Genomic DNA, 25,673 nt, shown 5'->3' on the forward strand with positions numbered 1-25,673 from the left:
CGTGGGATTGATCAAGGAGTTGGTCCTGCTGCCCTTCGCCCCGGTGCGCGGAAGCGGCTGGGTGATCGGGCAGGTCCTGCAGGAGGCGGAGCGGATCTACTACGACCCGTCGACGGTCAGGGCCGAACTCGCCCGTCTGGAAGAGCAGTTGGAGGCCGGCGAGATCGACGAGGAGGAGTTCGACCGACAGGAGGACGAACTCCTGGACCGGCTGGAGACCGGCCTGCGCAGAGGCGGGGCCACAGGCAACGGGACGGCACGATGAACCGAGTGGGACTGGGCCTCGCGGTAGGGGCCGGATACGTCCTCGGACGTACCAAGAAAATGAAAATGGCGTTCGCGCTCGGCGGGCTCGTGGCCGGCAAGCGGCTGCATCTGAGCCCGCGCATGCTGGCGGACGTCCTCTCCCAGCAACTGCAGAACAACCCGCAGTTCAAGGAGATCGGCGACCAGCTGCGCGAGGACATGCGCGGCGTCGGCAAGGCGGCCTCGGGCGCGATGGTGGAGCGGCAGATGAGCGCCCTCGCCGACCGTCTGCACGGCCGTACCGCCCAGGTCCGCGACCAGCTGTCGGGCGTGGCCGGCAAGGCGACCGGCGGTCTCGACTCCGACGAGGAGGACGAGGACGCCGGGCGGGAGGACACTGAGGAGGAGGAGCCCCGAGAGGAGCACGAGGAGGAACCCGAGGAGGGCGAGGAGGAACCTCGCGACGAGCACGACGACGAGGAACCGGAGGCGGAGGAAGAGGAGTCCTCGGACTCCGACGAGGACCGGGCCCCGGTGAGGCGGACCGCCAAGAAGGCGGCCAAGAAGGCCCCGGCCAAGAAGACGGCCGCGAAGAAGGCCCCGGCCAAGAAGACGGCGGCCAAGCGGACCTCGGGCGGACAGGCCCCGGCGAAGAAGGCCGCCAAGAAGACGGCCGCGGCCGGCGGCGGCACCCGCGGAGCCCGCTCCCGTCGGCCGAAGGGAGGCGGTGAGTGATGACCGAGACAGTCGGATCGGCCACCTCGGCCGCGCGCGGAGCGACCGACAAGGCGTCCCCGCTGACGGATCTGGCCCACAGCGAGGCCGCCGACCGCCTCAAGGGCGAGGTGCAGGAGTACCTCGCCGCGCAGGCCACGCGCCTGCTGACGGGCGTCGGCCGCAAGCTGGGCGAGACCACGGGGAAGCTCAACGACATAGCCGAGGGCAACAGCCCCGGCTTCGCCAAGCTCGCCCTGGACGGCGGCCGCAAGCTGGCCGAGGGCAAGGGGCCGCTGCGCTCCGCCCTGGAGGTCGGCGCCTCACGCGCCAAGGAGAACGTCGTGGAAGCCTTCAAGAACCTCGGTGGGGGCGGCAAGGGCAAGCGCAAGAAGGGGGCCGGCAAGAAGCCGACGGTGATCATCGAGTCCGTCGACGTCGGCGTGGACCGGCGCACCGCCTACGACCAGTGGACGCAGTACCAGGACTTCAGCACCTTCGCCAAGGGCGTCAAGAGCGCGGGCCGCTCCGACGACACCCAGAGCGACTGGCAGATGAAGATCTTCTGGTCCAACCGGAGCTGGAAGGCGAAGACCACCGAGCAGATCCCGGACGACCGGATCGCCTGGTCCTCCGAGGGCGCCAAGGGCACCACCAAGGGCGTCGTCTCCTTCCACCGGCTCGACGACAACCTCACCCGGGTCCTGCTGGTCATCGAGTACTACCCCACGGGCCTGTTCGAGAAGACCGGCAACATCTGGCGCGCCCAGGGCCGCCGTGCCCGGCTCGACCTCAAGAACTTCGTCCGCTTCATCACCCTCAAGGGCGAGGCCGAGGACAGCTGGCGCGGCGAGATCCGCGACGGCGAGGTCGTCCGCAGCCACGAGGACGCGATCGCCGAAGAGGAGGAGGAATCGCAGCAGAGCTCCGAGGAGGGCTCGGACGAGGGCGAGGACGCCTACGAGGGCGAAGAAGAAGGCGAAGAGGGCGAGGAGGGCGAGGAGGAGCCCGAGGGCGAGTACGACGAAGAGGAAGAGGGCGAGGAGTACGACGAGGAGCCCGAGGCCGAGGAAGAGGCCGAGGAGCCCGAGGGCGAGTACGAGGACGAGGAAGAGGAAGAGACCGAGGAAGAGCCCGAGCCCGAGTACGCCGATAGTCGGGGCCGTCGATGACCATGGCCAGCCGGATGCCCGAACCCTACGGTCAGGGTTCGGGCGCCAACCTTGCCGACATCCTGGAACGCGTGCTCGACAAGGGCATTGTGATCGCCGGTGACATTCGCATCAACCTTCTCGACATCGAGCTCCTCACCATCAAGCTGCGGCTGATCGTCGCCTCGGTGGACAAAGCGAAGGAGATGGGCATCGACTGGTGGGAGGACGACCCCGCGCTGTCCTCCCGTGCCCGCCGCAACGAACTGGCCCGCGAGAACGCCGAGCTGCGCGAGCGGCTGGAGCGGCTGCAGCCCCTGGAGGAGGCACTCGCGGAACGGGAGCGTGAGGAGGAGGACAGGTCATGAGCGGACTGCGCTACGTCTACGCCGTCTGCCGTCCTTTCGGCACTCCCTTGCAGGCCCAGCTGAAGGGCGTGGCCGGCGATCCGCCCAGAATGCTGACCCACCACGGTCTGATCGCCGTGGTGAGCCACGTGCCGGAGCGGGACTTCGCTGAGGAGCCGCTCCGCCGCCGTCTGGAGGATCTGGACTGGCTGACCGAGACGGCGCGAGCCCACCAGAGCGTGATCGACGCGCTCACCGTCGTCACCACCCCGCTGCCCCTGCGGATGGCCACCGTCTTCCGCGACGACAGCGGCGTCCGCGTGATGCTGGAGGACCGCGAGGACGAGTTCCGGCGCATCCTCGACCGGCTGCAGGGCCGGGTGGAGTGGGGCGTGAAGGTGTACGCCGAGACCGAGCCGCAGCAGAGCGAGGCCGCCCCCGCGGCGAAGCCGGTGTCCGGCCGGGACTACCTGCGCCAGCGCCGGATGCGGGTGCACGCGAACGAGGACATGTGGCAGCGCACGGAGGAGTTCGCCAACCGGCTGCATTCCACGCTCTCCGCGTATGCCGAGGACTCCCGGATGCACGCCCCGCAGAATCCCGCACTGTCCGGGGTCGCCGGCCGCAACGTGCTGAACGCCGCCTATCTCGTGCCCCGCCAGGATTCCGAGGAATTCGTGGAACTGGTGGACCGGACGAAGGACGAAACCCAGGCGGACGATCTCGGAATTCGGGTGGAACTCACCGGGCCGTGGGCCGCCTATTCCTTTGCGGGGGAAGAAGCATGACCTCAGTGGAACGCCGGGAGATCGCCTTGGTGGACCTGCTCGACCGACTGCTGGCCGGTGGCGTCGTCATCAAGGGGGACATCACCCTGCGCATCGCGGACGTCGACCTGGTCCGCATCGACCTCAACGCCCTGATCAGCTCGGTGAACGAGCAAGTGCCCTCGCCCTGGGGAGAGTTGCTATGACGGCCCCGCGCAACCGGCTGGACCTGGAACCCGACACGGTCGAACGCGATCTCATCAAACTCGTGCTGACCGTCGTGGAGTTGCTGCGGCAGCTCATGGAACGCCAGGCGCTGCGCCGCTTCGACACGGGCGACCTGAACGAGGAGCAGGAGGAGCGGATCGGGCTCACGCTGATGCTCCTCGACGACCGCATGACCGAGCTGCGCGAACGCTACGGACTGCGGCCCGAGGACCTGAACCTGGACCTCGGGCCGCTGGGACCGCTGCTGCCGCGCGATTGATTTCCGCTGGGTGACTCAGTTCTCTCGGCCTACCACCTGTACCAGCGGCCCCTGCCTCCGGCCGCTGTGGTGCCGCGTACCAGGAAGCCCAGCAGCCACACCACCAGAACCGCCAGGGCGATCCACCAGAGGGCCTTCAGTGCGAATCCCGCGCCGAAAAGAATCAGCGCCAGGAGCAATACGAGAAGGACGGCAACCATAATATGAACCTCCTTTTCTCCGGGTATCCGGGGAAAGGAGATTCAGGCATCTTTCCGGCACAGAATCTCTCCGTGCAGGACGGCGAACCAGCCGTCCTCGTGCGCCCCCCACTCCCGCCAGGCGTCGGACACCGCCCTCAGCTGCTCCGGGGTCGCGTGTCCGCCCTTGGTGGCACGCTCGGCGTACGCCGATGCCATCGTCCGGTCCGCCCACAGCCCGCTCCACCAGGCCCGCTCCGCCTGTGTGGAGAAGGTCCATGTGCCGGAAGTGGCGGTGATGTCGGTGAGCCCCGCCCGCAGTGCCCAGGACTTCAGCCGGCGGCCGGCGTCCGGCTCGCCCCCGTTGGCGCGGGCCACCCGCCGGTACAGCTCCAGCCAGTCGTCCATCCCTTGAGAGGCCGGATACCAGGTCATGGCGGCGTAGTCCGAGTCGCGGACGGCGATGAACCCGCCCGGTTTCGTGACCCGCCGCATCTCGCGCAGCGCCTGCACGGGGTCGCCGACGTGCTGGAGCACCTGATGGGCGTGGACCACGCAGAACGTGTCGTCCGGGTACTCCAGGGCGTGGACGTCCGCGACCGCGAAGTCGACGTTCGTCAGGCCGCGCTCGGCCGCCGTCGCCCTGGCCTGCTCCAGGACCCCGGGCGCGTGGTCGACGCCCGTGACGTGGCCGTCCGGGACGAGGGCCGCCAGGTCTGCGGTGATGGTGCCCGGGCCGCAGCCGATGTCCAGGATCCGCATGTGGGGCTTCAGCGAGCCGAGGAGATAGGCCGCGGAGTTGGCGGCGGTCCGCCAGGCGTGCGAACGCAGCACCGACTCGTGGTGCCCGTGCGTGTAGACGGCGGTCTCCTGCGGCTTCGACATGGCTGAACTCCCCTGTTCGACGCTTCGTCGGTGCGTCTCACCGTACGCCCGCATGTCGAATGATGAGACCCGCGTTTTGCCATATGGACTGACGGAGTGTCAATCGGGAGGGCCGCGGGGCCCGGGCCACGGGCCGGTGCGGCCGAGCTGGGCCCAGCCGCCGGCGGGTACCCTGCTGAAGTGCCCGTTTCCCGCCCGGCGGGCAGCGACCGAGACACGAAGGCTCCCTGTATGCGTCTGCTCCTCGTACGCCACGGCCAGACTCCGTCCAACGTCGGGGCGCTGCTGGACACCGCCGTACCCGGAGCGCCCCTGACCGAGCTCGGCGAGCGCCAGGCGGCGGCCCTGCCCGAGGCCCTGGCCGACGAGGACATCGAGGCCCTGTACGTCTCCACCCTGGTGCGCACGCAGCTCACCGCCGCCCCGCTGGCTGCCGCCCGGGGCCTGGAGCCGCTGGTGCGCGACGGCATCCGCGAGGTGTCGGCCGGCGACCTGGAGATGCTGCCCGGAGACTCCGAGCACGGACTGCTGTACATGAAGACGGTCTTCGCCTGGGCGGCGGGGGAGACGGAGCTGAGGATGCCGGGCGGCGAGAGCGGCACGGAGGCGCTGGCCCGCTACGACGCCGTGGTCGCGGAGGCCGCCGCGAGCGGCGCCGGCACCGTCGCCATGGTCAGCCACGGCGCCGCCATCCGCATGTGGACCGCGGCCCGCGCGGACAACGTGGATGTGCCCTTCGCCGCCGCCCATCCGTTGCAGAACACCGGCGTGGTGATCCTGGAGGGAACGCCCCGGGACGGGTGGAAGGCGCTGTCGTGGGCCGGGGCGCTGGTGGCACCCGCCGGAGAGGGCGGACCCGCCGGGCGCCCCGTCGACACCGAGTGACGGCGCCGGCACCGAGCGATAAGAGTTTGCCGAGTCCGCGCCGCGGCCCGGAGAATGCCGCCTCATGGGACATCTGGAAGCCGCGCACCTCGAGTACTACCTCCCCGACGGGAGGGCGCTGCTCGGCGATGTGTCCTTCCGGGTCGGCGAGGGGGCCGTCGTGGCCCTCGTCGGACCCAACGGAGCCGGGAAGACGACCCTGCTGCGGCTGATCTCCGGCGAGCAGAAACCGCACGGCGGCACCGTCACCGTGAGCGGCGGCCTCGGCGTGATGCGGCAGTTCGTGGGGTCCGTACGGGACGAGACGACCGTGCGCGACCTGCTCGTGTCGGTCGCACCGCCCCGGATCCGCGAGGCCGCGCAGGCCGTCGACCGGGCCGAGCACGCCATCATGACCGTCGACGACGAGGCCGCGCAGCTGTCGTACGCGCAGGCCCTCGCCGACTGGGCCGAGGTCCGCGGCTACGAGGCGGAGACCCTGTGGGACATGTGCACCACGGCCGCGCTAGGCGTGCCCTACGACAAGGCGCAGTTCCGGGAGGTCCGCACCCTCTCCGGCGGCGAGCAGAAGCGGCTGGTGCTGGAGGCGCTGCTGCGCGGCACCGACGAGGTGCTGCTGCTCGACGAGCCCGACAACTACCTCGACGTGCCCGGCAAGCGCTGGCTGGAGGAGCGGCTGAAGGAGACCCGCAAGACCGTGCTCTTCGTCTCCCACGACCGTGAACTCCTCGCGCGGGCGGCGGAGAAGATCGTGTCCGTGGAGCCGGGGCCGGCCGGCGCCGACGCCTGGGTGCACGGCGGCGGCTTCGACACCTACCACGACGCCCGGCGCGAACGCTTCGCCCGCTTCGAGGAGTTGCGCCGCCGCTGGGACGAGAAGCACGCCCAGCTGAAGAAGCTGGTGCTGAGCCTCCGTCAGGCCGCCAGCATCAGCCATGAACTCGCCTCGCGCTACCAGGCCGCACAGACCCGGCTGCGCAAGTTCGAGGAGGCCGGCCCGCCGCCCGAGCCGCCGCGCGAGCAGGACATCACCATGCGGCTCAAGGGCGGCCGTACCGGAGTACGGGCCGTCACCTGCGAGGGGCTCGAGCTCACGGGCCTGATGAAGCCCTTCGACCTGGAGGTCTTCTACGGCGAACGCGTCGCCGTCCTCGGCTCCAACGGCTCCGGCAAGTCCCACTTCCTGCGGCTGCTGGCCGGCGAGGACGTGGCCCACACCGGACTGTGGAAGCTCGGGGCGAGAGTGGTGCCCGGGCACTTCGCCCAGACCCACGCCCACCCCGAGCTGATGGGCCGCACCCTGCTGGACATCCTGTGGCAGGAACACGCCCAGGACCGGGGCGCGGCCATGTCCCGGCTGCGCCGCTACGAACTCACCAACCAGGCCGAGCAGAGCTTCGACCGGCTCTCCGGCGGCCAGCAGGCCCGCTTCCAGATCCTGCTGCTGGAACTGCGGGGCGTCACCGCGCTGCTGCTCGACGAGCCGACCGACAACCTCGACCTGGAGTCCGCCGAGGCGCTCCAGGAAGGTCTGGAGGCGTTCGACGGCACGGTGCTCGCCGTCACGCACGACCGGTGGTTCGCCCGTTCGTTCGACCGATATCTGGTCTTCGGCAGTGACGGGCGGGTGCGGGAGACCGCGGAGCCGGTGTGGGACGAACGGCGCGTGGAGCGGGTGCGCTAGCCGCTCACGTCCACCGCAGCAGGGCTCCCAGGCCGCCCACCGGGGCCTCCCGCTCCCTCGCCGACGACACCGACAGGGCCGGGGCTCCGGTGGCCACCGCCGAACGGATCAGCGCGTCGTCCGCGCGGCCCGGCCAGGAGTGCTGCTCGCCGAGGATCTTCAGGTCCGTGCGGCGCACCGCCACCTGGTCCGGGTCCTCGCCGATCCACACCTCGCGGTGGGCGTCGGGCCCGTCGGGGCGGATCAGCAGCTCGTCGATGCGGTGCTCGCGGGCGGCCTCCACCAGGGCCGGGACGCCCTCCACCGCACCGGCGTGACCCTCGGCGTCCGGCTCGCGCGCCGACAGGAAACGGTCCAGCTCGCGCTCGGCCCGCTGCCGCACGTGCTCCTCGCGGGTCCGCTCCACATCCTCGTCCAACAGCCTGCTGCCGGTGCCGTGCCGCGCCTCGACGGCCAGCGCCCGCAGATGCCGGGGCAGCCGCTCGTGCACGGACCGCCGCTCCCGGTCGTCGCCCACGAGGATCAGCAGATCCGCCCGGGTCTCCTCCTGGCAGGCGGCCAGCGCCTGCGCGATCTCGGACGCGTTGTGCTCCCAGGTGTTCTCCACCTCCAGCTGGAAGTGCCGCTCCGACCAGTCGACCGTGCTCGTGCGGTGCACCGGCCACTGGCGGCCGGCGACCGATCCGGCGTCCTCGCTGCCCATCGCACTGCGCAGCTCCAGGTCCGCTCCCTTGCGGTCCACGTAGGCCACCAGGCAGACGGGGTCCTCACCGGCCAGCTCCAGCAGGGGGGCCGTGTGCGGAAGCGGCGCCCACAGGGCGCTGTCCCGCATCGGTGGCCGGGCGAGCGCCGGGTCGAGGACCACCTCGCCCGCGCGGGCGAACAGCGCCCGGCCGTTCGGTTCGGAGGAGTGCTGCAGTTCGTCGAGGGCCGCCCGGACGGCCCGGCACGTCGCCTCGTCCGCACCCTGCCGGTCCAGGTCCCGGGCCAGCGCCACGGCCGTCAGATGCCGTTCGTGGGGCGTGTCCTCCGTGTGCCGGGAGGTGTCGACGTACACGGAGGCCCAGGGCCCCGGATGTTCGTAGAGTGGGTGGAGAAAGGCGAGATCCATGGCCCCCTCCCAGATGCCACTTGGGGTTGTTGCCGTCGGGCGGGTACCCGGACCGCATGGACGAACACGACGAGCGGGACACCACCATGACCGGAGTCGACGTCGGCAGGCTGGACGACCAGCAGCTCATGAAGGAGCTGGAGACGATCCACCGCACACGCCACGACACACTGCTGTACGGCTCCAGCGACGCGCTGCGGGCCCACAACGGCCGCATGGCCGAGCTGGAGGGCGAGTACCTGCGCCGCAATCCCCAGCGCATGGTGGCCGCGGGCCGCACCCGGGAAGGCGCCCGGGAACGCCGAAGCGGGGAGTCGGTGACTCCCCGCTCCTGACGGCACCACTGGCCGGGTACCGGCGGCCGGCCCCGCGGGCCGTCAGCCGGCGCCCTCGGAGAACACGTGCAGGAAGGCGTCGCAGAACGCCTTCAGGTCGTCCGGCTTGCGGCTGGTGACCAGCTTGTTGGTGCCGTGGTCGCAGATCTTCACCTGCTCGTCGACCCAGGTGCCGCCCGCGTTGCGGATGTCCGTCCGCAGACTCGGCCAGGAGGTCAGCACCCGTCCCCGTACGACGTCCGCCTCGATCAGGGTCCAGGGCGCGTGGCAGATCGCGGCGACCGGGCGGCCCTGCTCGAAGAAGTCCCGCACGAACGACACGGCCTTGTCGTCCATGCGCAGGAAGTCCGGGTTCGCCACCCCGCCCGGCAGCACGAGGGCCCCGAAGGAGTTCGCCGAGGTCTCCCCGACGACCTCGTCCACGGGGAACGTGTCCGCCTTGTCGAGGTGGTTGAACGCCTGGATCTCACCGGATTTCGTCGACACCAGCACGGGCTCGTGACCGGCGTCCTTCACGGCCTGCCACGGGTCGGTCAGCTCGACCTGCTCGACACCCTCGGGTGCGGTCAGGAATGCGATGCGCATGTCTCAACGTCCTTTCGGCGCACGCCACTCGGCTTCGTCACCGGTGGCGCGCTTCTTGTTCCGACGGCCCGCGCGCACGCAGCGCACGAGCTCCTCGCCGTACGGCAGCAGCACACACGTACCGATCGCGGCGGCGATCCCCGCGAGATAGCCGCGGGACAGCGGTCGCCGGCGCGGCACCAGCCGCCAGGCGTCCGGGTCGCCGTCCCCACCGCGCAGCAGCTTCTTGACCTGGTCGGCGTGCAGGCACGTCAACGCGGCCAGCGCGGCGAACGGCAGGGACTCCAGGAAGCTGTGGATGTGCTGCTCCACCGGCTTGACCTCACGGTCGCTGTCCACCGCGGTGCGTACGTCCCACAGCGCGGTCGCCTCGTGCACCGCGGCCCCGCCCAACTGCACGGTCAGCAGCAGCGGGTTCACCTCGTAGCGCAGGGTCAGCGCGATGGGCAGGCCCACCTCGGCCATCATCAGCGAGTGCAGGAGCGACTCCTTGGTGCCCGCCGTCTCCTCGATCCTGGTGCGCCGGTGCATCACCCAGTCGGCGAGACCCGGCACGAACCAGCTCGGCAGCAGGCCGTACAGCAGGTAACGGGTCGTCACGTCCCCGACGTCGACCTTGACGCCGGTGGCACTGATCTCCGCGGCCAGGCCCCGGCTCACGCGGTGGCACCGCCCGCCGGCTCGGCCCGGCCGATCGCGGCGAGCGCCGAGTCCGGGTCCTCGGCCACGGCGAGGTCCGCGAGGCTCACCACACCGACCGGCATCCCGTCCTCGACGACCGGCAGCCGGCGCACGGCATGTGTGCACATCAGCGCGACGGCCGTCCCGACGGGGTCGTCCGGGCCTACCACGACCGGATCCGGCGTGCACACGGACCGCGCGCTCACGGTGAGGGGGTCGATCCCCTCGGCGACCGCCCGCACCGTGATGTCGCGGTCGGTGAGCACACCGACGATCCGCTGTCCGTCGGCCACCAGCACATCGCCGATGTCCTGCGTGCGCATCAGCTGCGCCGCCTCGACCAGTGACGCGTCGGGGCGGACGGCGACCACGCCCGGCGTCATGACCTCCCTCACGAAATCAGCCATCACAGTCGGCCCTTCCTCCATTCCCCGGCCGATGGGAGTACCGCGGCCGTCGTCGGCATGACGCCGCCCGCAGTACCCCTGGCGCCGGGGGCCATGCGTGCCCCGGGGCGAGGGCTCGGCCGCCCCACCGGGCAGGCGCGGCCCCATGGCCTCCGTGTGCCGGCGTCACGAGTGGCACCTCCGTCGGAACCCGGTGGCCGGCCGCACCGCGCGGATCACTCCCGACGCTCCCGGCCCGACTCCACCAGAGCCTCCGCCAGGTGCTGGATCGTGGTGTAGTGCGCCGTGCGGGGCAGGCGCTCCACCGGTTCCACCAGGGCGTCCGGTGCGTGCGCGCGACGCATGGCGCGTGCCAGGTCGCGGGGCCCCGCGGGGAAGGTGTGGCGGTTGAGGTGCCGGGCCAGTTCCGTGCGGATCGCGGTGAGCGACGCGGAACCTCCCGGGGCGATCGGGCCGCCGGCGATCTCGGGGTCGTCGTCGGCCGTGGGCTCCGGGTCGTGCCACTCCTCGGTCCGGGTGGGGTGCCCGGAGCGGAGCAGACCCTGCAGTTCGTGCTTCATCTCCTCGTCGCGATGGACGCTCAACCGGTTGCTGCCTCGCTGCATGAGACTCCCTCCAGTCCTTCGGGTGGCGACCGCGTACCCGATGAGCGGAGGCCGACACGAGGGTTTGCGCAACGAAGGCGGGGAGACCCGGCAGATGCCCCCCACTCCCATCTCCGGGAGGGAACGGCCATGGCGCTGATCGCCCTGTTCATCCCGCTCCTCATGCTCGGCGTCGTGCTGGCACTGGGCCGCTACGAGGAGCTGCTGCTGCAAACGAAGAAGACCGACCGGAACGAGAAGACCCTTGTCGGCCCGCCGGGGACGGCGGGCACCTAGCGCCTGCGCGTCAGGTCGTGGGGCCGTGACCGTCCGCCCGCCGCGGTATGCCCCGGGGCGGCCGGAGCGAAGGTATGAGGGCCGGTACGCGGGCGCGGTAGGCCTCGTACGACGGGCCGAAGCGGTCCGCCATCAGGCCGTCCTCGATCCGGGCCCGGCGCAGCAGCCAGGGCACCGTGACCGCGAGGACGAGCACCCAGACCCCGAAGCCAGAGGCTGCCATGGCGCCGGTGACCAGCCCGAGCATCCCGGTGTAGATGGGATGGCGGACCATCCGGTACGGGCCGTCGGTGCGCAGTTCGTGGTGCTCCCGGACCATCGGGACGCTCGCCCACATGGTGCCGAGAACCCACCGCGCCCACACCAGCCAGACGGTGGAGGCCACGGCCAGCGCGGCGCCCGGGAGCGCCAGCTCCGGCTGCCAGAACTCCAGGTGGTGCCGCCAGGACCCCGAGGTCCGCCGCACCACCAGCACCAGCGACCCGGCACCGGCGATCAGGGCCAGACGGCGCGGCAGGGTCCCGCGCAGGTCACGGACCAGGTCCCGGGCGCCTGAGCCTCTCCTCACGCCGAAATACACCGCGCCGAGGAGCCACGCCGCGACGAACACGGCGGCGCAGACGGCCACGAGCACGGCGAGTGCGGAGCGAAGCGAATCCATGCCTCAAGACTGCGGCGCGGGGCCCGCGGACCACCACCACCCACGGGCTGAACCGCGCCCCGCCCGCGGGTGGAGCACACGCTCCACCCGCGGGCGGACACCCCCGAGGCCCCGACAGGCCCCTACTTCTTCTCGTGCCCCGGCAGGAACTCCTGCACCTTCGCCTTCAGGCCCTGCTTGATCATGGAGCCGCGGTCCGCGTCGCCCTTGAGGATGGACGCGGCCGTGGCCTCCATCTGCTCCCAGGTGGCGTGCGGCGGGATCGGCGGGACCGCGGGATCGGTGAGGAACTCGATCACCGCCGGGCCGTCCGCCTCCAGCCCGGCGCGCCAGCCGGCCTCGACGTCCTCGGGCTTCTCCACCCGGACACCGGTCAGTCCCAGGGAGCGGGCGAACGCGGCGTACTGCACGTCCGGGAGCTCCTGCGAGGGCAGGAAGGACGGGGCGCCCTCCATCGCGCGCATCTCCCAGGTGACCTGGTTGAGATCGCGGTTGTTGAAGACGGCGACGATCATCCGCGGGTCCTCCCACGCGTGGCGGTACTTGGCCGCCGTGATCATCTCCGCTAGGCCGTTCATCTGCATCGCGCCGTCCCCGACCAGCGCGATCACGGGCCGGTCCGGATGCGCGAACTTCGCCCCGATCGCGTACGGCACCCCGGGCCCCATGGTCGCCAGCGTGCCGGAGAGCGAGGAGCGCATGCCGGGCCGCATCGTCAGGTGCCGGGCGTACCAGTTGGCCGCCGAGCCGGAGTCGGAGGTGATGATCGCGTTCTCCGGCAGCAGCGCGTCCAGCGCGTGGGTGACGTACTCCGGGTTGATCGGGTCCGCGGACTGCTGCGCCCGCCGCTCCATCACGTCGCGCCAGCGCGTCACGTTGTCGCACACCGTGTCGTACCACTCGGGCCCGCGGGCCGGGTCGATCATCGGGATGAGCCGTTCGAGCGTCGCCTTCGCGTCGCCGACCAGGTTCACCTCGTACGGATAACGCATCCCCACCATGTGCGGGTCGATGTCGATCTGCACCCCGCGCGCCTTGCCGAACTCCGGCATGAACTGCGTGTAGGGGAAGGAGGATCCGATGGTCAGCAGGGTGTCGCAGTCCCGCATCAGCTCGTAGGACGGGCGCGTGCCCAGCAGGCCGATCGAGCCGGTCACGTACGGCAGTTCGTCGCTCAGGACGTCCTTGCCGAGCAGCGCCTTGGCCACGCCGGCCTTCAGCAGCTCGGCGATCCGCTCGACCTCGGCGCGTGCTCCGGCGGCGCCCTGGCCGACGAGGATCGCCACCTTGTCACCGGAGTTGAGGATCTCCGCCGCGCGCTGCAGCGCGTCCTCCGAGGGAACGGCCGTCCAGGAGCTGCGGCCCAGGCTGGAGGGGACCATCTTGAACTCGTGGGTGGGCGGCGAGTAGTCCAGCTCCTGCACGTCGCCGGGGACGATGATCGCGGTGGGGGAGCGGCGGGCGTAGGCGGTGCGGATGGCGCGGTCGATGACGTTCGGCAGCTGCTCGGGAACCGTCACCGTCTCGATGAAGTCCGAGGCGACGTCCTTGAACAGCGTGTGCAGGTCGACCTCCTGCTGGTACGAGCCGCCCATCGCCGTGCGGTGGGTCTGGCCGACGATCGCCAGCACCGGCACATGGTCGAGCTTGGCGTCGTACAGGCCGTTGAGCAGGTGGATCGCCCCCGGTCCGGACGTCGCCACGCACACGCCGAGACGGCCGCTGAACTTGGCGTAGCCGACGGCCTCGAACGCGGACATCTCCTCGTGCCGCGACTGCACGAAACGTGGCTGGTTCTCCGCCCTGCCCCAGGCGGCGAGGAGCCCGTTGATGCCGTCGCCCGGATAGCCGAAGACGTGGTCCACCCCCCACTCACGGAGCCGCTGCAGGATGTGGTCGGAGACCTTGGTGCTCATGTGCGGACCTCCCGGGTCGTCGGACGAACGGGCAGCAGTCGCCTGCGGACCGAGTCACCCGGCGGGCCTGGGGAAAACATCGGCGTGTTTGCCGGGGCGGACCCGGGGCAGGCGCAGGGTCAGTGCTTCGGACAGGAGGCACGTCCGTGGGAGCGGCCCCTTGTGCCGCCCCGGCCGCGCCTGTCCCCCTCGCGCGGACCTCCTCCCACGGTGACCGTCCATCCCCGAGCACCACCGAGGGAGTTGGGACGCACCATGCCCACTCGAGCGAGCACGAAGCACCACCCGCACGACGACGCCCCGGACACCGCCGACGCCTTCCGTCGGCTCGCGACGCTGCCCCCCGGCCCGCAGCGGGACGCACTGCGCGAACGGGTCGTCGAGGCCTGGCTGCCCATGGCCGAACGGCTCGCCGGCCGGTTCCGCAACCGCGGCGAGAACTACGAGGACCTGCGCCAGGTCGCGGCCCTCGGCCTCGTCAAGGCCGTCGACCGGTACGACCCCGAACTCGGCAACGCCTTCGAGAGCTACGCCGTGCCCACCATCACCGGTGAGATCAAGCGGCACTTCCGCGACCACATGTGGACGCTGCACGTCCCGCGCCGGGTCCAGGAGCTGCGCAACCGGGTCCGGTTCGCCGCGCAGGACCTCAGCCAGACCGTCTCGGGCCGCAGGCCCACCGTCGCCGAGATCGCCGAGCACGCCGACATGAGCGAGGAGGACGTGCTGGCCGGCCTGGAGGCCCTGGAGAGCTTCTCCGCCCTCTCCCTCGACGCCGAGCTTCCCGGCAGCGAGGACGGCTACTCCCTCGGCGACGCCCTCGGCTCGCCCGACCCCGCCCTCGACACGGTGGTGGACCGCGAGGCGGTCGCGCCCCGGCTGGCGGCGCTGCCCGAGCGGGAGCGGGCCATCCTGTACATGCGCTTCTTCGGCGACATGACCCAGAGCCGGATCGCCGAGCAGCTGGGCATCTCGCAGATGCACGTCTCCCGGCTGATCAGCCGCTGCTGCAGCCGTGTGCGCGAACAGGTGCTGAACGAGGCGGCGTAGCGCCGCGCGGAGAGCTTCCACCGCATCCGGGCCGCCCGGAGGCCACCGCCTCCGGGCGGCCCTCGCGTCTCCCGGTCCTTGTCACCCGCTCGGCCCAGTGCGTGACGCGAATGGTGCCCGGCCGCGCGCGAGGTGGCGGGGTGAGGGCTGTGATGGGGACGAGGCACGCCCTGCGTGACCCGTCCGCAGACGCCGCTCGAAGGAGCCCACCTCATGCGCCGCACCGCCCGTGTCCTGTCCGCCGCGGCCCTTGCGGGTGCCGCGGTCGGCTTCCCCGCCGCGGCCGCCTTCGCGGACCCGGCCTCGGAGGTCAGCCCTGGCACCGCGTCGCCCGGCGGCACCGTCACCGTCTCGGTCTCCTGCGAATCCACCGGCGGCGCGGCGCCCACCACCATCGACGCCACCTCGCAGGCCTTCGACGAGGGCACGGTCAAGCTGCAGCGCGTCGCCGGCGACGCGCAGCGGGCCGCCGGGGTCACCTATCGCGGCACCGCCCGCATCGCCTCCGCGACCGACCTGGAGGACGGTGGCCCGGCCACCGCGGACCCCGCGGCCCCGGACGCGGCCGCGCCGCAGGACACGGCGATCCCGGATGCGACGGCCCCGGATGCGACGGCCCCGAACGCGGCGGGCCCGGACGCCGTGGGCCCGGACTCGGTGCCCACGGACGCGGCGGCAGCGGACGCCCTGGGCCCGGAGACGGTGCCCACGGTCGCCGGGGGCCCCGGCGACGTACCCCCGGACCCGGCGGCACCGGATGCCGCGGTTCCGGACGGTACGGCCCCGGACGGAGCTGCCCCGGACGCTGCGGCCCCGGACGCGGTGGGTCCGGGCGCGGTGCCCCCGGGCTCGGTGACCGCGGACTCGGCATGGACCGTGAACGGCACCTGCCCGGCCCCGCCCGGCGGGCGGGGTGCCGCGTGGAGCGCCACGTTCAAGGTCGACCTCGGCGGCGGCACCCCTCGGTGCGCCGAGAAACAGCGCACCGACGGCTGCGGTACGGCCCCGGTCCAGCGCGGCGTCCGGGCCGGTGAGGGCGGCACCTTCACCGACTCCGTGCCCGCGCTGGTCGCGGGCGGCGTCCTGATCGCGGGCGCGCTGGGCGCCGCCGCCCACCGGCTGCGCCACCGCGACTCCGGCGCCGGCGGCTGACCGGAAGATCGCCGGGTGTGACCCCCACGACCCGGGGGACCCCCATGAGGCGACGGCTCACGGGGTACTCAGAGCCCAGGGACCCGGCTACCGCACGGACGGGGGAGCCGGACGGCACCACCGTCCCGGGGCCCGGCGCAGCAAGCAGCCACGACGGAGGTAGGGATGCCGCGGACGGACCCGGAAGGCCACGGCCCCGTCCGTTTCGGACCGCCGCTCCCCGAGGACGGCCTGCCCGTCCTGCCCGAACTGACCGCCGTCCTCGCCGCTGCCGCCGCCCGCGCCGACGCCGAACCGGTCGGCGGCGGCCCCGCCCTCCTGCGGGCCGCCTGCGACTACTGGGAACGGCGCGGTCTCGCCACCGGAGCCGAGCGGGTCGCCGCCGGACCGGGCGCTCCCGCGCTGCTGCTCGCGCTGACCGCCGCGCTCGGCGGCGACGTCCTGGTGCCCCGGCCGTGCGCGGCCTGGTGGGCGCCGTACGCCCGCCTGCTGCGAAGACCGGTCTTCCACGTCGCGACGCCGGCCGAGTGCGGCGGCGTCCCGGACCCGTACGCCCTCCTGGAGACCGTCCGGCGCGTGCGCGCCGAGGGCGGTGACCCGCGACTGCTCGTGCTGTCCGTCGCCGACGACCCCACCGCGACCGTGGCCCCGCCCGAGGCGCTGCACGCCTGCGTGGAGGCCGCCGCGGGCGAGGGCCTGCACCTGGTCAGCGACGAGACCTGGCGCGACACCCTGCACGCCCCGCGGGACACCGTGCAGCTCAGCCCCGCCGAGATGCTGCCCGACCGGGTCACCGTCGTCACCGACCTGGCCGGCGCGCTGCTGCCCCCGGGCTGGCCGGCCGCGGTGGCCCGCTTCCCGGCGGGCGACGCCGGAACCGGCCTCCACGCGCGCGTGCTCGACATCCTCACCGCCCTGGGGGCCCGGATCGCGGGCCCCGTCGCCGCACCGGCCGCCTACGCGCTCAGCGAGCCGCTGCCCGTCACCGCGCGCGTGGCCGCCGCCGTACGCCTGCACGCCCGGATGGCCGAAGCCCTGCACGGCGTGCTCGTGCGCGCCGGCACGCTCTCGCTGCCCCCGCAGGCAGGCCGGCACGTCTACGCCGACCTCGCCCCGCTGCGCTCCGCCCTCACCGCCCACGGTGTCGGCGACGCCCAGGAACTGGAGGACTTCCTCGCCGTCCGGCTCGGCATGCCCGCGCCCGGCGGCCACCGCTTCGGGGACGAACTGGGCGCCCTGCGCGTCCGGTTGTCCACCGGCCCGCTGCTGGGCCGTACGGACGACGAGCGGGCGGAATGTCTCGTGTCCCCCGCGCCGTTGGAACTGCCACACGTGCAACGCGCGTTGAGTCATGTGAAGTCGGTCTTCGACGATCTCCGCGACGACGCTCAGCGATGGGAGCCTCCTCGATGACGCAGCAGTCCGAGTCGACCACCACCACCCGGGAAGCGGACGATCCGGCGTCGACGCCGGTGTTCGCGCCCCCTTTCCCGCCCCTCGCCGAGCCCCGCCCCCTGGGCGAACGCCGGAAGTGGCCGCGCACCTTCCACGACCGCCTGACCGCCCCCCTGCCCGGTCTGAAGGCCATGGCCCGCTTCGCCCGCGAGGGCTCCGTGCGCCCCGGCCGCGAGGGCCTCGCCGACATCCCCAGGCTCCCCTTCGCCCCCGCCCCCCTGCCCCGCGTCGACGCCCGCACGCTGGCCGTCTCCTGGGCGGGCCACGCCAGTTGGGTGGTGCAGATCGGCGGACTGACCGTCCTCACCGACCCCGTCTGGTCCCGTCGCATCCTCGGCACCCCGGCGCGCATCACCCCCGTCGGCATCCCCTGGGAGTCCCTGCCGCGCGTCGACGCCGTCGTCATCAGCCACAACCACTACGACCATCTGGACGCCCCCACCCTGCGCCGACTGCCGCGCGACACCCCGGTGTTCGTGCCCGCCGGCCTCGGCGGCTGGTTCCACCGCCGGCGCTTCACCGAGGTCACCGAGCTGGACTGGTGGGAGGCGGCCGAACTGGACGGTGTCCGCTTCGACTTCGTCCCCGCCCACCACTGGTCCAAGCGCACCCTCACCGACACCTGCCACTCCCTGTGGGGCGGCTGGGTCCTGACCGCCCCCGACGGACAGCGCGTCCACTTCGCGGGCGACACCGGCTACGGCCACTGGTTCTCCCGCATCGGCGAGCGCTACCCCGGCATCGACCTCGCCCTGCTGCCCATCGGCGCCTACGACCCGCGCTGGTGGCTCAGCGACGTCCACTGCGACCCGGAGGAGGCCGTCAGAGCGGCCCGCGACCTCGGCGCCAGGCGCATGGCGCCGATGCACTGGGGCACGTTCGTGCTGTCGGCGGAGCCGGTCCTGGAACCGCTCACCCGCGTGCGCGCGGCCTGGGAGAAGGCGGGACTGGACCGCGCGGACCTGTGGGACCTGCCCGTCGGGGCGTCGCGGGTGCTGGAGTAGCCCGCTAGGGCGTGTGTCGAAAGTCCCGCCTGCCCCGCGGCGCCTGGCACGCGCCCTAGGCGGTCGTCGTCCGGCGGATGCGGCGCCAGATGCCGGGGGTCGCGCTGACGAGCACGGTCAGTGCGACCGCCGCGACCACGCCCTCCCAGGGCTCCGGGAACAGCGACCCGCCCAGAATCCCGATCACCTGGTACGTCGCCGCCCACGCCAGGCACGCCGGCAGGTTGCCCCGCGAGAAGCGCCGCAGCGGCCACTTCGCCAGCAGACAGGCCAGCATCACCGGGATCCGGCCGGCCGGCACCAGCCGCGACAGCACCAGCACCGAGACGTTGTGCTCGGCCAGCTTCTCCTGCGCCTGCGCCAGCCGCTCCTCCGGCGCCCGCGACCGGATCGCCTCCAGCCAGCGGGAGCCGTTCTTCGAGTTCATCCCGCGCCGCCCGAGCCAGTACAGCGCCGCGTCCCCGAGGAAAGCGGCCAGCGACGCCGTCACGAACACCATCGCCAGCGCGAACGGCGCCGTCTGGTGGAACGCCACCACGGCCGCCGAACTCACCAGGGCCCCCGTCGGGATCACCGGCACCAGCGCCCCGAACAGCACGAGCAGGAACAGCGACGGATAGCCGAGCGCCTGCTGCGTCGACTCGGGCGGCACGGTCGAGGTCACCGTGGCGGCCAGCCACATCACCGGGCGACCTCCAGCCGCACGCTCTCCCCGTGTCCGAGCCGGTGCACCGCCACCTGCGGCGCGTGGCCGGCCGCCAGGCGCACGAACTCGTCGCCCGGCGCGTGGAACTCGTGGGGGCGCACGGCGTCCATCCCGATCGGCCAGTACGTGCCGTAGTGCACCGGTATCGCGCTGCGCGGCGCCAGCCGGGCCAGCGCCTGCGCGGCCCGTCCCGCGTCCAGATGGCCCTCGCCGAGGTACGGCCCCCAGCCGCCGACCGGCAGCAGCGCCACGTCGACGGGCCCCACCTCCTGCGCCATCGCGTCGAACAGCCCGGTGTCCCCGGCGAAGTAGGTCCGCGCCTGGCCCTCGACGACGTAGCCGAGGGCGGGGGAGCGATGCGGGCCGACCGGCAGCCGCCGCCCGTCGTGCAGGGCGGGCACGACCCGTACGGCCACGTCCCCGAAGGTCAGCCGGTCACCGGGCGCCACCTCGGTCAGCCGGAGGTGCGTGAGCCGGCGCAGCCCCGGTACCGCCCGGCGTGCGCCCCGGGGCACCAGCAGGCGCGTGCCCTCGGCGAGCCGCTCCAGCGAAGGCACGTGCAGATGGTCGGCGTGCAGGTGGGAGACGAGCGCCACGTCCGCGCGCCAGGCGCCGGGCGGTGGCAGCGCGCCTCTGCGGCGCCGGAGATGGGCGAGCCGGCGGGCGAACAGGGGGTCGGTGAGCACCCGTACGTCCGAGTCCTCGACCGTGCAGGTCGCGTGACCCCACCAGGTGATCTCCACCGGCACCTTCTTTGCCTCCTTCGCGCGACTCCCCGAAGCCTACGGGCTGGAGTAGGGTCGGCGGCGAAACCCGGAGGTGAGGGGGACGCCATGGGACCGATGCGCGTGCGCGTCACGGCGATCGCGAGTCTGACGCCGCTCGAGGAGCTGGACGCCGACCCCTTCCTGGTGGACTCCCGCAGTCAGCACGCGATGTGTGCGCGCTGGGCTGCCGAGCACGGCTACATCGTCAGCCGGGAGCTTCTGGTGCGGGGACTGCGGCCCGACCACTGCGTGCTGTGGGACGGCGTCCGCCCCGGCCTCGACCTGTTCGTGGCGCCGAGCCGGCGGGTGCTGGAGAGCGCTCTGTCGTCCGTGGAGGAGTTCACCGCGGAGTGCGCGCGGCGCGGGGTGCAGGTGGAGACGGTGGGCTTCGAGGAGCCCTGCTACGACGCCCAGATGAAGGCACGCGTGCACCGCAGGCTGTCGATGCCGACGGCCGGTTACGACGGGCGCTGAGGCCACCCCCGCGGAACCCCGGGGCCCCTTCGCACCTCGTATGACACGCTTGGTCCAGGCCCGCATCGACGACGGGCGGGACGTGAGGTGTGCGGGAGTGCGTGGCGGGCGGTGGCGACGGATCGCCAGTCAGATGGGCCGGAGTGTCACGGTGTGGGCCGTCTCGACGGTCACCATGCTCGTGCTCGCCGGGATCCTGCCGGACTTCCGCCTGCAGTCCCCGGACGGCGAGAGCGCCACCCACATCGCCGTCACCGCCGCGGTCGGCGCCGGGGCCTTCGGTGTGCTGTCGGCCCTGGTGTGGCCGCTGCTGGTGCGGCTGCTGCTGCTCGTGCCCGCGCTCGTGCTGGGGCTGCTCGTCTTCGTCCTCAACGGCTCCCTGCTGCTGGTCGCCCTGCGCCTCAATCCCGCCAGCAGTGCCGAGGCGGCCCCCGAGACCGCCGTGGTCGTGGCCGCCGTGATGTCCGCCGTCGCCTCCGCCACCGGCGCCGCCCTCGCCGTCCGCGACGACGACGCCTACCGGCGGCGCCTCTACCGGCTCGCCGACCGCCGCCGCAGGCGGCTGCCGCCCGGCCCGGCCTCGCCCGGCACCGTCTTCGTGCAGCTCGACGGCGTCGGCCACGACGTCCTGCTGGACGCGGCCGCCAAGGGGATCATGCCCACCGTCGCGCGCTGGACGGGGTCCACGCACCGGCTCACCCCCTGGCGCACCGACTGGTCCAGCCAGACCGGCGCCAGCCAGCTCGGCATCCTGCACGGCACCAACCACGACGTCCCCGCCTTCCGCTGGTACGACAAGGACACCGGCGAGGTCATGGTCTGCAACCGCCCGACCAGCGCCGCGGAACTCCAGCGCCGCGCCGTGGAGTTCACCGGCGACACCGGACTGCTGACCCTCGACGGGGCCAGCCGCGGCAACCTCTTCGGCGGCGGCGCCGACGAGCAGGCCCTGGTGCTGTCCATCGCCACGCGCAGGCGCGGCCGGGAGACCCGCTCCCGGGCCGGCTACTTCGCCTACTTCTCCGACCCGGCCAACGCCGTGCGCACCGCCCTGTCCTTCGTCGCCGAGGTCGGCCGCGAGATCGGCCAGTCCACCCGGGCCCGGATCCGCAAGCAGCGCCCGCGGGTGTCCCGCGGCGGCCTCTACCCCTTCATACGCGCCTTCGCGACCGTCGTGGAACGGGACGTCGTGGTCGCCGCGGTGATGGGCGACATGCTCGCCGGGCGCACCGCCGTCTACGCCGACCTGGTCGCCTACGACGAGGTCGCCCACCACTCGGGCCCGGCGAGCCGCGACGCCGGGAAGGTCCTCGAACGCCTCGACCGCGCGCTCGCCCTCATCGCGAACGTCGCCGAGCACGCCCCGCGGCCGTACCGGATCGTCGTGCTGTCGGACCACGGGCAGAGCCCCGGCGAGACGTTCCGCTCCCGCTACGGCCTGAGCCTCGGCGACCTGGTGCGGGCCGGCTGCGGGCTGCCCGTGCCGCGCCGCGCCCGGCGCACCCACAGCGGTGCGGAGGCCCGGGCCGCCGTGCGCGCGGCGCTGCGCAGGCCCGTGGAGGGCGGCGAGCGGTACCGCCCCTCCGGCCGCCGTGCCGAGCCGCTGGTGCTGGCCTCCGGCAACCTCGGCCTGATCTCCTTCCCGGACGTGCCGCACCGGATGAGCAAGGAGGAGATCGACGCCCGCCACCCCGCGCTGCTGACGACCCTCGCCAACCATCCCGGCATCGGTTTCCTCCTCGTCCGCAGCGAGCGGCACGGCGGGGTCGTGCTGGGCGCGTACGGCGCCGAGGTCCCGCTGGACGAACTCGAGGACAAGAGGGGCCCGTTGGAGGCGTTCGGGCCGGGCGCGGCCGACGCGGTGCGGCGCACCCACTCCTTCCCGCACACCGCCGACATCATGGTCAACTCCTTCCACGACCCCGTGGACGGGGAGGTGCTGGCCTTCGAGGAGCAGATCGGCTCGCACGGCGGGCTCGGCGGCGCGCAGGGCAGGCCCTTCCTGCTGTCGCCGGTCGCCCTGTCGGCACCGGTCGAGGAGGGGGGCGAACTCGTCGGCGCCGAGCGGGTGCACCGGGTCCTGCGGCGCTGGCTGCGGGAGGCCGACGGTCCTCAGGTGCCGCTGCTCGAGGAGGGGGAGCAAGCGGCCTGAGGCCCCGAAAATGGGCTGCGCCTGTTCGGGCACCGGCTCACACTGTTCGAGTCGTCGTGCACCCGAACCGCGAAGGAACCCCTTGCAGGCCGCTGTCACCGTCACTCCCGCCCGTATCCCCGAACTGTTGCTGGGGCTGGCCACCGTCCGGCCGGTGTTCCTCTGGGGTGCGCCCGGCATCGGGAAGTCCTCGCTGGTACGGGAGTTCGCCGAGTCGCTCGGTCTGGAGTGCGTGAGCCTGCTCGGCACCCAGCTGGCACCGGAGGACCTGATCGGCGTGCCGCAGATCCGCGACGGCCGGTCGGTGTTCTGCCCGCCGGAGGCGATCGCCCGCGACGAGCCGTACTGCCTGTTCCTCGACGAGCTCAACGCGGCCACCCCGGACGTGCAGAAGGCCTTCTACTCCCTCATCCTCGACCGCCGCATCGGCGACTACGAGCTGCCCAAGGGGTCCATCGTCATCGGCGCCGGCAACCGCGCCACGGACAACGCCCTCGCCCGCCCGATCGCCTCCGCCCTGGTCAACCGCCTCACCCACGTCCACCTGGAGGCCTCCGCGAAGGACTGGCTGGCCTGGGCGGCGGGCAACGGCATCCACCCCTGGGTCCTCGACCACCTCACCGACCGCCCCGACCACCTGTGGTCCAAGCCGCCGAAGACCGAGGAGCCCTTCTCCACGCCCCGCTCCTGGCACATGCTCTCCGACGCGCTGCACTCCTTCGGCCGCGACCTCGACGAGGACACCCTCAAGGTCGTCGCGCACGGCACCCTGACGCCCGCGCACGCCACCGCCTTCTGCGGCTACGTCAAGATCGTGCGCAGCCGGTTCGGCATCGAGGCGATCATCAAGGGCGACGCCCCCTGGCCGCACCGCGTGGAGGACCGCGACCTGCTCTACTACCTCGCCGAGTCCTTCCGCGGCCGCCTGGTCAAGGAACTCCCCGTCGGCAAGGAGCACATGTCGGCCAACGGCCGGCAGACCGCCTACCGCGCCAAGTCGCTGCTGGTGCAGCTCGCGGAGATCTCCGTCGAGGTCGCCCAGACCGTCATCGCGTCCGACGCCGACGGCAACCCCGTGCTGCCGTCGTGGTTCCTCATCGAGGCGGCGCGGGACATGCCGAGGCTGGTGGAGGCGCGGCGGTGAGCCGCGGCAAGGGCAAGGGGGAGAAGAAGCGGGACCCGGCGGCCGAGGCGTTCGCCGAGGGGATGCGCCTGGTGAAGGCCAACCCGGCGCTGGCGGCCGTCGCGTTCGACGTGTGCCGGCACGAGGAGTGCCGGCTCGCCCCGCGCGACGGGCTCGTGGTCGTCGACTCCGACGCGGACCTGCACGTCCACCCCCATCGCCTCGCCGAGCCCGCCGCCTGGGCCTGGGCACTCGCGCACGCCGTCCTCCACCTCGGCTTCGGGCACGTCCCGGCGGCGAAGGGCGAGCGCGTCCAGCCGGACCGCTTCGACCTCGCCGCGCGCTGCGTCGTCGTCAACCGCTTCCTGCTGAGCTTCACCGTCGGCGAGACCCCCGAAGGGCTCCCCGTCTCCTACCCCGACGGCGACGAGGAGCAACTCGCCGCCCGCTGGCGCCGGGACGGCCTCCCGCCCGCCTACGAGCGCTGCGGCACGGCCGGCGCCGAACCCGACCAGCTCCTGCTGAAATGGAACGGCTGGTACGGCGCCCCACCGGACCACCAGCTGGCGTTCGCCGCCGCCCTGACCCGCACCGTGTCCGCGGCGATGGACATGGCGGGCGGCCGCCGCGACTCCCTCGACGGTGAGGTGGCCCCGCGCCGCCCCTGGCAGAAGGCGCTGAGCTGGTTCGTCTCCTCCTACCCGCTGCTCGGCGGCATCGCGGCCGGCATCACCCTCGTCGCCGACGCCGAACTCGCCCGTGCGCACGGCATCTCCGTGGCCGCCGTCAACCCGGAGGCGGGCGAGATCTACGTCAACCCCCTGCGGCAACTCGAGGACGAGGAATGGCGGTTCGTCCTCGCCCACGAGATGCTGCACGCCGCCCTGCGCCACGGTGACCGCTGCGGCGCCCGCGACCCCTACCTGTTCAACATCGCCTGCGACTACGTCATCAACGGCTGGCTGGTCGAGATGCAGGTCGGCACCATGCCCGAGGGCCTGCTGCACGACCCCGCGCTCGCCGGGCTGTCCGCCGAGGAGGTCTACGACCGCATCGCCGGCGACCTGCGCCGCATGCGCCGGCTCGCCACCCTGCGCGGGAAGGGCGTCGGCGACGTGCTCGGCGCCCCGCTCGGCCCGCCCGGCACCCATGTCGACCTCGACGAGTTCTACCGCCGCGGTCTCGGCCAGGGCCTGGACCTGCACCAGCGGCAGGAACGCGGCTACCTGCCGGGCGGGCTGGTGGAGGAGATCCGCGCCCTCAGTCAGCCGCCCCTGCCCTGGGACGCCCAACTCGCCCGCTGGTTCGACGAGTTCGTGCCCAGCCCGCAGCCCGTCCGGACGTACGCCCGCCCCTCCCGCCGTCAGTCCTCCACCCCGGACATCCCGCGCGCGGGCCACTACGTCCCGCCCGAGGAGATCGCCCGCTGCACCTTCGGCGTCGTCCTCGACACCTCCGGCTCCATGAGCCACACCCTGCTGGGCAAGGCACTCGGCGCGATCGCCTCGTACGCCGGGGCTCGCGACGTGCCGGCCGCCCGCGTCGTCTTCTGCGACGCCGCGCCCCACGACGCGGGCTATCTGCCGGTGACCGAGATCGCGGGCCGGGTGCGCGTGCACGGCCGCGGCGGTACGGTCCTGCAGCCCGGGATCGACCTGCTGCACCGGGCGGACGACTTCCCGCCGGGCGCGCCCGTCCTGGTGATCACCGACGGCTGGTGCGACGTGCTGCGCGTCCGCCGCGAGCACGCCTACCTGATCCCGCAGGGCGCCCGGCTGCCGTTCACCGCCCGCGGACCGGTCTTCCGGGTGCGCTGAGCCGGAATGTGATCGGATGGGGACGCAAGCAACAGCAGGAATTCGGAAGGA

30 protein-coding genes are annotated in these 25,673 nt (G+C 72.8%); 19 read left to right on the forward strand and 11 right to left on the reverse strand.

The window, feature by feature from the left end:
- The first annotated feature begins 1 nt into the window (after position 1).
- From LN251_RS25580 to LN251_RS25610, 7 genes are read left to right on the forward strand one after another with little or no spacing between them, the layout of a single operon-like run.
- Entirely contained in the window at positions 2-265 is a 264-nt protein-coding gene (locus tag LN251_RS25580) for a gas vesicle protein GvpG (protein ID WP_058922139.1), read from the forward strand.
- Entirely contained in the window at positions 262-981 is a 720-nt protein-coding gene (locus LN251_RS25585) for a DNA primase (RefSeq protein WP_458246441.1), read from the forward strand. Before LN251_RS25580 ends, LN251_RS25585 begins: the two co-directional genes overlap by 4 nt.
- Entirely contained in the window at positions 981-2,132 is a 1,152-nt protein-coding gene (locus LN251_RS25590; RefSeq protein ID WP_458246442.1) for an SRPBCC family protein, read from the forward strand. The genes LN251_RS25585 and LN251_RS25590 overlap by 1 nt, the downstream gene beginning before the upstream one ends.
- Positions 2,129-2,479, forward strand: a complete 351-nt coding sequence (locus LN251_RS25595) for a gas vesicle protein (RefSeq protein WP_458246443.1) — start codon at positions 2,129-2,131, stop codon at positions 2,477-2,479. Before LN251_RS25590 ends, LN251_RS25595 begins: the two co-directional genes overlap by 4 nt.
- Entirely contained in the window at positions 2,476-3,246 is a 771-nt protein-coding gene (locus tag LN251_RS25600; protein ID WP_458246444.1) for a GvpL/GvpF family gas vesicle protein, read from the forward strand. Before LN251_RS25595 ends, LN251_RS25600 begins: the two co-directional genes overlap by 4 nt.
- Positions 3,243-3,431, forward strand: coding sequence for a gas vesicle protein (locus LN251_RS25605; RefSeq protein ID WP_458246445.1), 189 nt, complete (start codon positions 3,243-3,245; stop codon positions 3,429-3,431). Before LN251_RS25600 ends, LN251_RS25605 begins: the two co-directional genes overlap by 4 nt.
- Positions 3,428-3,712, forward strand: a complete 285-nt coding sequence (locus LN251_RS25610; RefSeq protein WP_058922133.1) for a gas vesicle protein K — start codon at positions 3,428-3,430, stop codon at positions 3,710-3,712. Before LN251_RS25605 ends, LN251_RS25610 begins: the two co-directional genes overlap by 4 nt.
- Before the next feature lie 29 nt (positions 3,713-3,741).
- Here LN251_RS25610 and LN251_RS25615 read toward each other — a convergent pair whose 3' ends face one another.
- The gene (locus tag LN251_RS25615) at positions 3,742-3,912 is read right to left on the reverse strand and encodes a hypothetical protein (protein ID WP_058922132.1); all 171 of its coding nucleotides are present in this window, start codon (positions 3,910-3,912) and stop codon (positions 3,742-3,744) included.
- 42 nt (positions 3,913-3,954) lie between these two features.
- The gene (locus LN251_RS25620; protein ID WP_458246446.1) at positions 3,955-4,776 is read right to left on the reverse strand and encodes a class I SAM-dependent methyltransferase; all 822 of its coding nucleotides are present in this window, start codon (positions 4,774-4,776) and stop codon (positions 3,955-3,957) included.
- 231 nt (positions 4,777-5,007) lie between these two features.
- Here LN251_RS25620 and LN251_RS25625 point away from each other — a divergent pair, with 231 nt between their 5' ends.
- Positions 5,008-5,661 carry a histidine phosphatase family protein gene (locus LN251_RS25625; protein ID WP_458246447.1) on the forward strand — a complete coding sequence of 218 codons (654 nt, stop codon included), beginning with the start codon at positions 5,008-5,010 and terminating at the stop codon, positions 5,659-5,661.
- Between the two features lie 64 nt (positions 5,662-5,725).
- Entirely contained in the window at positions 5,726-7,345 is a 1,620-nt protein-coding gene (locus LN251_RS25630) for an ABC-F family ATP-binding cassette domain-containing protein (protein WP_458246448.1), read from the forward strand.
- 4 nt (positions 7,346-7,349) lie between these two features.
- On the opposite strand, the gene LN251_RS25635 is transcribed toward LN251_RS25630, so the two are convergent.
- Positions 7,350-8,456: a baeRF2 domain-containing protein gene (locus tag LN251_RS25635; protein ID WP_458246449.1), complete on the reverse strand. Its 1,107-nt coding sequence runs from the start codon at positions 8,454-8,456 to the stop codon at positions 7,350-7,352.
- Positions 8,457-8,512: 56 nt separating this feature from the next.
- Here LN251_RS25635 and LN251_RS25640 point away from each other — a divergent pair, with 56 nt between their 5' ends.
- Complete coding sequence (locus tag LN251_RS25640; protein WP_458246450.1) at positions 8,513-8,791, forward strand: DUF6158 family protein; 279 nt, start codon at positions 8,513-8,515, stop codon at positions 8,789-8,791.
- A gap of 42 nt (positions 8,792-8,833) precedes the next feature.
- Here the strand turns inward: LN251_RS25640 and LN251_RS25645 are convergent, their stop codons facing one another.
- The 4 genes from LN251_RS25645 to LN251_RS25660 all read right to left on the reverse strand — a co-directional run bounded on the left by LN251_RS25645 (position 8,834) and on the right by LN251_RS25660 (position 11,069).
- Entirely contained in the window at positions 8,834-9,376 is a 543-nt protein-coding gene (locus LN251_RS25645; RefSeq protein ID WP_458246451.1) for a type 1 glutamine amidotransferase domain-containing protein, read from the reverse strand.
- A 3-nt stretch (positions 9,377-9,379) separates the two neighbouring features.
- Entirely contained in the window at positions 9,380-10,036 is a 657-nt protein-coding gene (locus tag LN251_RS25650; protein ID WP_458246452.1) for a diguanylate cyclase, read from the reverse strand.
- Positions 10,033-10,464 (reverse strand): CBS domain-containing protein, encoded by a 432-nt coding sequence (locus LN251_RS25655; protein ID WP_458246453.1) that lies wholly within the window; start codon positions 10,462-10,464, stop codon positions 10,033-10,035. The genes LN251_RS25650 and LN251_RS25655 overlap by 4 nt, the downstream gene beginning before the upstream one ends.
- Before the next feature lie 215 nt (positions 10,465-10,679).
- Positions 10,680-11,069, reverse strand: coding sequence for a DUF2795 domain-containing protein (locus tag LN251_RS25660; RefSeq protein WP_458246454.1), 390 nt, complete (start codon positions 11,067-11,069; stop codon positions 10,680-10,682).
- 129 nt (positions 11,070-11,198) lie between these two features.
- On the opposite strand from LN251_RS25660, the gene LN251_RS25665 reads away from it, so the two are divergent.
- Entirely contained in the window at positions 11,199-11,345 is a 147-nt protein-coding gene (locus LN251_RS25665) for a hypothetical protein (protein ID WP_458246455.1), read from the forward strand.
- Positions 11,346-11,355: 10 nt separating this feature from the next.
- Here LN251_RS25665 and LN251_RS25670 read toward each other — a convergent pair whose 3' ends face one another.
- Together LN251_RS25670 and LN251_RS25675 are read right to left on the reverse strand one after the other, a co-directional pair.
- On the reverse strand, positions 11,356-12,006 hold the full coding sequence (locus tag LN251_RS25670) for a methyltransferase family protein (RefSeq protein ID WP_458246456.1): 651 nt from the start codon (positions 12,004-12,006) through the stop codon (positions 11,356-11,358).
- Between the two features lie 122 nt (positions 12,007-12,128).
- Entirely contained in the window at positions 12,129-13,922 is a 1,794-nt protein-coding gene (locus LN251_RS25675) for a thiamine pyrophosphate-requiring protein (RefSeq protein WP_458246457.1), read from the reverse strand.
- Between the two features lie 255 nt (positions 13,923-14,177).
- Here LN251_RS25675 and LN251_RS25680 point away from each other — a divergent pair, with 255 nt between their 5' ends.
- From LN251_RS25680 to LN251_RS25695, 4 genes are all read left to right on the forward strand, one after another.
- Positions 14,178-14,972, forward strand: coding sequence for an RNA polymerase sigma factor SigF (locus LN251_RS25680; RefSeq protein ID WP_458246458.1), 795 nt, complete (start codon positions 14,178-14,180; stop codon positions 14,970-14,972).
- Positions 14,973-15,185: 213 nt separating this feature from the next.
- Complete coding sequence (locus LN251_RS25685; protein ID WP_458246459.1) at positions 15,186-16,124, forward strand: hypothetical protein; 939 nt, start codon at positions 15,186-15,188, stop codon at positions 16,122-16,124.
- Positions 16,125-16,289: 165 nt separating this feature from the next.
- Positions 16,290-17,537, forward strand: coding sequence for an aminotransferase class I/II-fold pyridoxal phosphate-dependent enzyme (locus LN251_RS25690; RefSeq protein WP_458246460.1), 1,248 nt, complete (start codon positions 16,290-16,292; stop codon positions 17,535-17,537).
- Complete coding sequence (locus LN251_RS25695) at positions 17,534-18,583, forward strand: MBL fold metallo-hydrolase (protein WP_458246461.1); 1,050 nt, start codon at positions 17,534-17,536, stop codon at positions 18,581-18,583. Before LN251_RS25690 ends, LN251_RS25695 begins: the two co-directional genes overlap by 4 nt.
- A gap of 55 nt (positions 18,584-18,638) precedes the next feature.
- On the opposite strand, the gene LN251_RS25700 is transcribed toward LN251_RS25695, so the two are convergent.
- Positions 18,639-19,268: a DedA family protein gene (locus LN251_RS25700; RefSeq protein WP_383677016.1), complete on the reverse strand. Its 630-nt coding sequence runs from the start codon at positions 19,266-19,268 to the stop codon at positions 18,639-18,641.
- Positions 19,265-20,038, reverse strand: a complete 774-nt coding sequence (locus LN251_RS25705) for an MBL fold metallo-hydrolase (protein ID WP_458246462.1) — start codon at positions 20,036-20,038, stop codon at positions 19,265-19,267. The genes LN251_RS25700 and LN251_RS25705 overlap by 4 nt, the downstream gene beginning before the upstream one ends.
- A gap of 84 nt (positions 20,039-20,122) precedes the next feature.
- Between LN251_RS25705 and LN251_RS25710 the strand changes: the two genes are divergently transcribed.
- From LN251_RS25710 to LN251_RS25725, 4 genes are all read left to right on the forward strand, one after another.
- The gene (locus LN251_RS25710) at positions 20,123-20,530 is read left to right on the forward strand and encodes a hypothetical protein (RefSeq protein ID WP_458246463.1); all 408 of its coding nucleotides are present in this window, start codon (positions 20,123-20,125) and stop codon (positions 20,528-20,530) included.
- A 133-nt stretch (positions 20,531-20,663) separates the two neighbouring features.
- Positions 20,664-22,682, forward strand: a complete 2,019-nt coding sequence (locus tag LN251_RS25715; RefSeq protein ID WP_458246464.1) for a phage holin family protein — start codon at positions 20,664-20,666, stop codon at positions 22,680-22,682.
- An 82-nt stretch (positions 22,683-22,764) separates the two neighbouring features.
- Positions 22,765-23,826: an ATP-binding protein gene (locus tag LN251_RS25720; protein WP_458246465.1), complete on the forward strand. Its 1,062-nt coding sequence runs from the start codon at positions 22,765-22,767 to the stop codon at positions 23,824-23,826.
- A 62-nt stretch (positions 23,827-23,888) separates the two neighbouring features.
- The gene (locus tag LN251_RS25725; RefSeq protein ID WP_458246797.1) at positions 23,889-25,622 is read left to right on the forward strand and encodes a vWA domain-containing protein; all 1,734 of its coding nucleotides are present in this window, start codon (positions 23,889-23,891) and stop codon (positions 25,620-25,622) included.
- Positions 25,623-25,673 lie beyond the last annotated feature (51 nt).

The sequence above is a fragment of the Streptomyces sp. MAI_2237 genome (genome assembly GCF_054189285.1).

Excerpts from the sequence above, each read along its gene's own strand:
- LN251_RS25585 (WP_458246441.1), top strand. The coding sequence starts at position 262 with ATGAACCGAGTGGGACTGGGCCTCGCGGTAGGGGCCGGATACGTCCTC.
- LN251_RS25590 (WP_458246442.1), top strand. The coding sequence starts at position 981 with ATGACCGAGACAGTCGGATCGGCCACCTCGGCCGCGCGCGGAGCGACC.
- LN251_RS25595 (WP_458246443.1), top strand. The coding sequence starts at position 2,129 with ATGACCATGGCCAGCCGGATGCCCGAACCCTACGGTCAGGGTTCGGGC.
- LN251_RS25600 (WP_458246444.1), top strand. The coding sequence starts at position 2,476 with ATGAGCGGACTGCGCTACGTCTACGCCGTCTGCCGTCCTTTCGGCACT.
- LN251_RS25605 (WP_458246445.1), top strand. The coding sequence starts at position 3,243 with ATGACCTCAGTGGAACGCCGGGAGATCGCCTTGGTGGACCTGCTCGAC.
- LN251_RS25610 (WP_058922133.1), top strand. The coding sequence starts at position 3,428 with ATGACGGCCCCGCGCAACCGGCTGGACCTGGAACCCGACACGGTCGAA.
- LN251_RS25615 (WP_058922132.1), bottom strand. The coding sequence starts at position 3,912 with ATGGTTGCCGTCCTTCTCGTATTGCTCCTGGCGCTGATTCTTTTCGGC.
- LN251_RS25620 (WP_458246446.1), bottom strand. The coding sequence starts at position 4,776 with ATGTCGAAGCCGCAGGAGACCGCCGTCTACACGCACGGGCACCACGAG.
- LN251_RS25625 (WP_458246447.1), top strand. The coding sequence starts at position 5,008 with ATGCGTCTGCTCCTCGTACGCCACGGCCAGACTCCGTCCAACGTCGGG.
- LN251_RS25630 (WP_458246448.1), top strand. The coding sequence starts at position 5,726 with ATGGGACATCTGGAAGCCGCGCACCTCGAGTACTACCTCCCCGACGGG.
- LN251_RS25635 (WP_458246449.1), bottom strand. The coding sequence starts at position 8,456 with ATGGATCTCGCCTTTCTCCACCCACTCTACGAACATCCGGGGCCCTGG.
- LN251_RS25640 (WP_458246450.1), top strand. The coding sequence starts at position 8,513 with ATGGACGAACACGACGAGCGGGACACCACCATGACCGGAGTCGACGTC.
- LN251_RS25645 (WP_458246451.1), bottom strand. The coding sequence starts at position 9,376 with ATGCGCATCGCATTCCTGACCGCACCCGAGGGTGTCGAGCAGGTCGAG.
- LN251_RS25655 (WP_458246453.1), bottom strand. The coding sequence starts at position 10,464 with ATGGCTGATTTCGTGAGGGAGGTCATGACGCCGGGCGTGGTCGCCGTC.
- LN251_RS25660 (WP_458246454.1), bottom strand. The coding sequence starts at position 11,069 with ATGCAGCGAGGCAGCAACCGGTTGAGCGTCCATCGCGACGAGGAGATG.
- LN251_RS25665 (WP_458246455.1), top strand. The coding sequence starts at position 11,199 with ATGGCGCTGATCGCCCTGTTCATCCCGCTCCTCATGCTCGGCGTCGTG.
- LN251_RS25670 (WP_458246456.1), bottom strand. The coding sequence starts at position 12,006 with ATGGATTCGCTTCGCTCCGCACTCGCCGTGCTCGTGGCCGTCTGCGCC.
- LN251_RS25675 (WP_458246457.1), bottom strand. The coding sequence starts at position 13,922 with ATGAGCACCAAGGTCTCCGACCACATCCTGCAGCGGCTCCGTGAGTGG.
- LN251_RS25680 (WP_458246458.1), top strand. The coding sequence starts at position 14,178 with ATGCCCACTCGAGCGAGCACGAAGCACCACCCGCACGACGACGCCCCG.
- LN251_RS25685 (WP_458246459.1), top strand. The coding sequence starts at position 15,186 with ATGCGCCGCACCGCCCGTGTCCTGTCCGCCGCGGCCCTTGCGGGTGCC.
- LN251_RS25690 (WP_458246460.1), top strand. The coding sequence starts at position 16,290 with ATGCCGCGGACGGACCCGGAAGGCCACGGCCCCGTCCGTTTCGGACCG.
- LN251_RS25695 (WP_458246461.1), top strand. The coding sequence starts at position 17,534 with ATGACGCAGCAGTCCGAGTCGACCACCACCACCCGGGAAGCGGACGAT.
- LN251_RS25710 (WP_458246463.1), top strand. The coding sequence starts at position 20,123 with ATGGGACCGATGCGCGTGCGCGTCACGGCGATCGCGAGTCTGACGCCG.
- LN251_RS25715 (WP_458246464.1), top strand. The coding sequence starts at position 20,664 with ATGGGCCGGAGTGTCACGGTGTGGGCCGTCTCGACGGTCACCATGCTC.
- LN251_RS25725 (WP_458246797.1), top strand. The coding sequence starts at position 23,889 with ATGCGCCTGGTGAAGGCCAACCCGGCGCTGGCGGCCGTCGCGTTCGAC.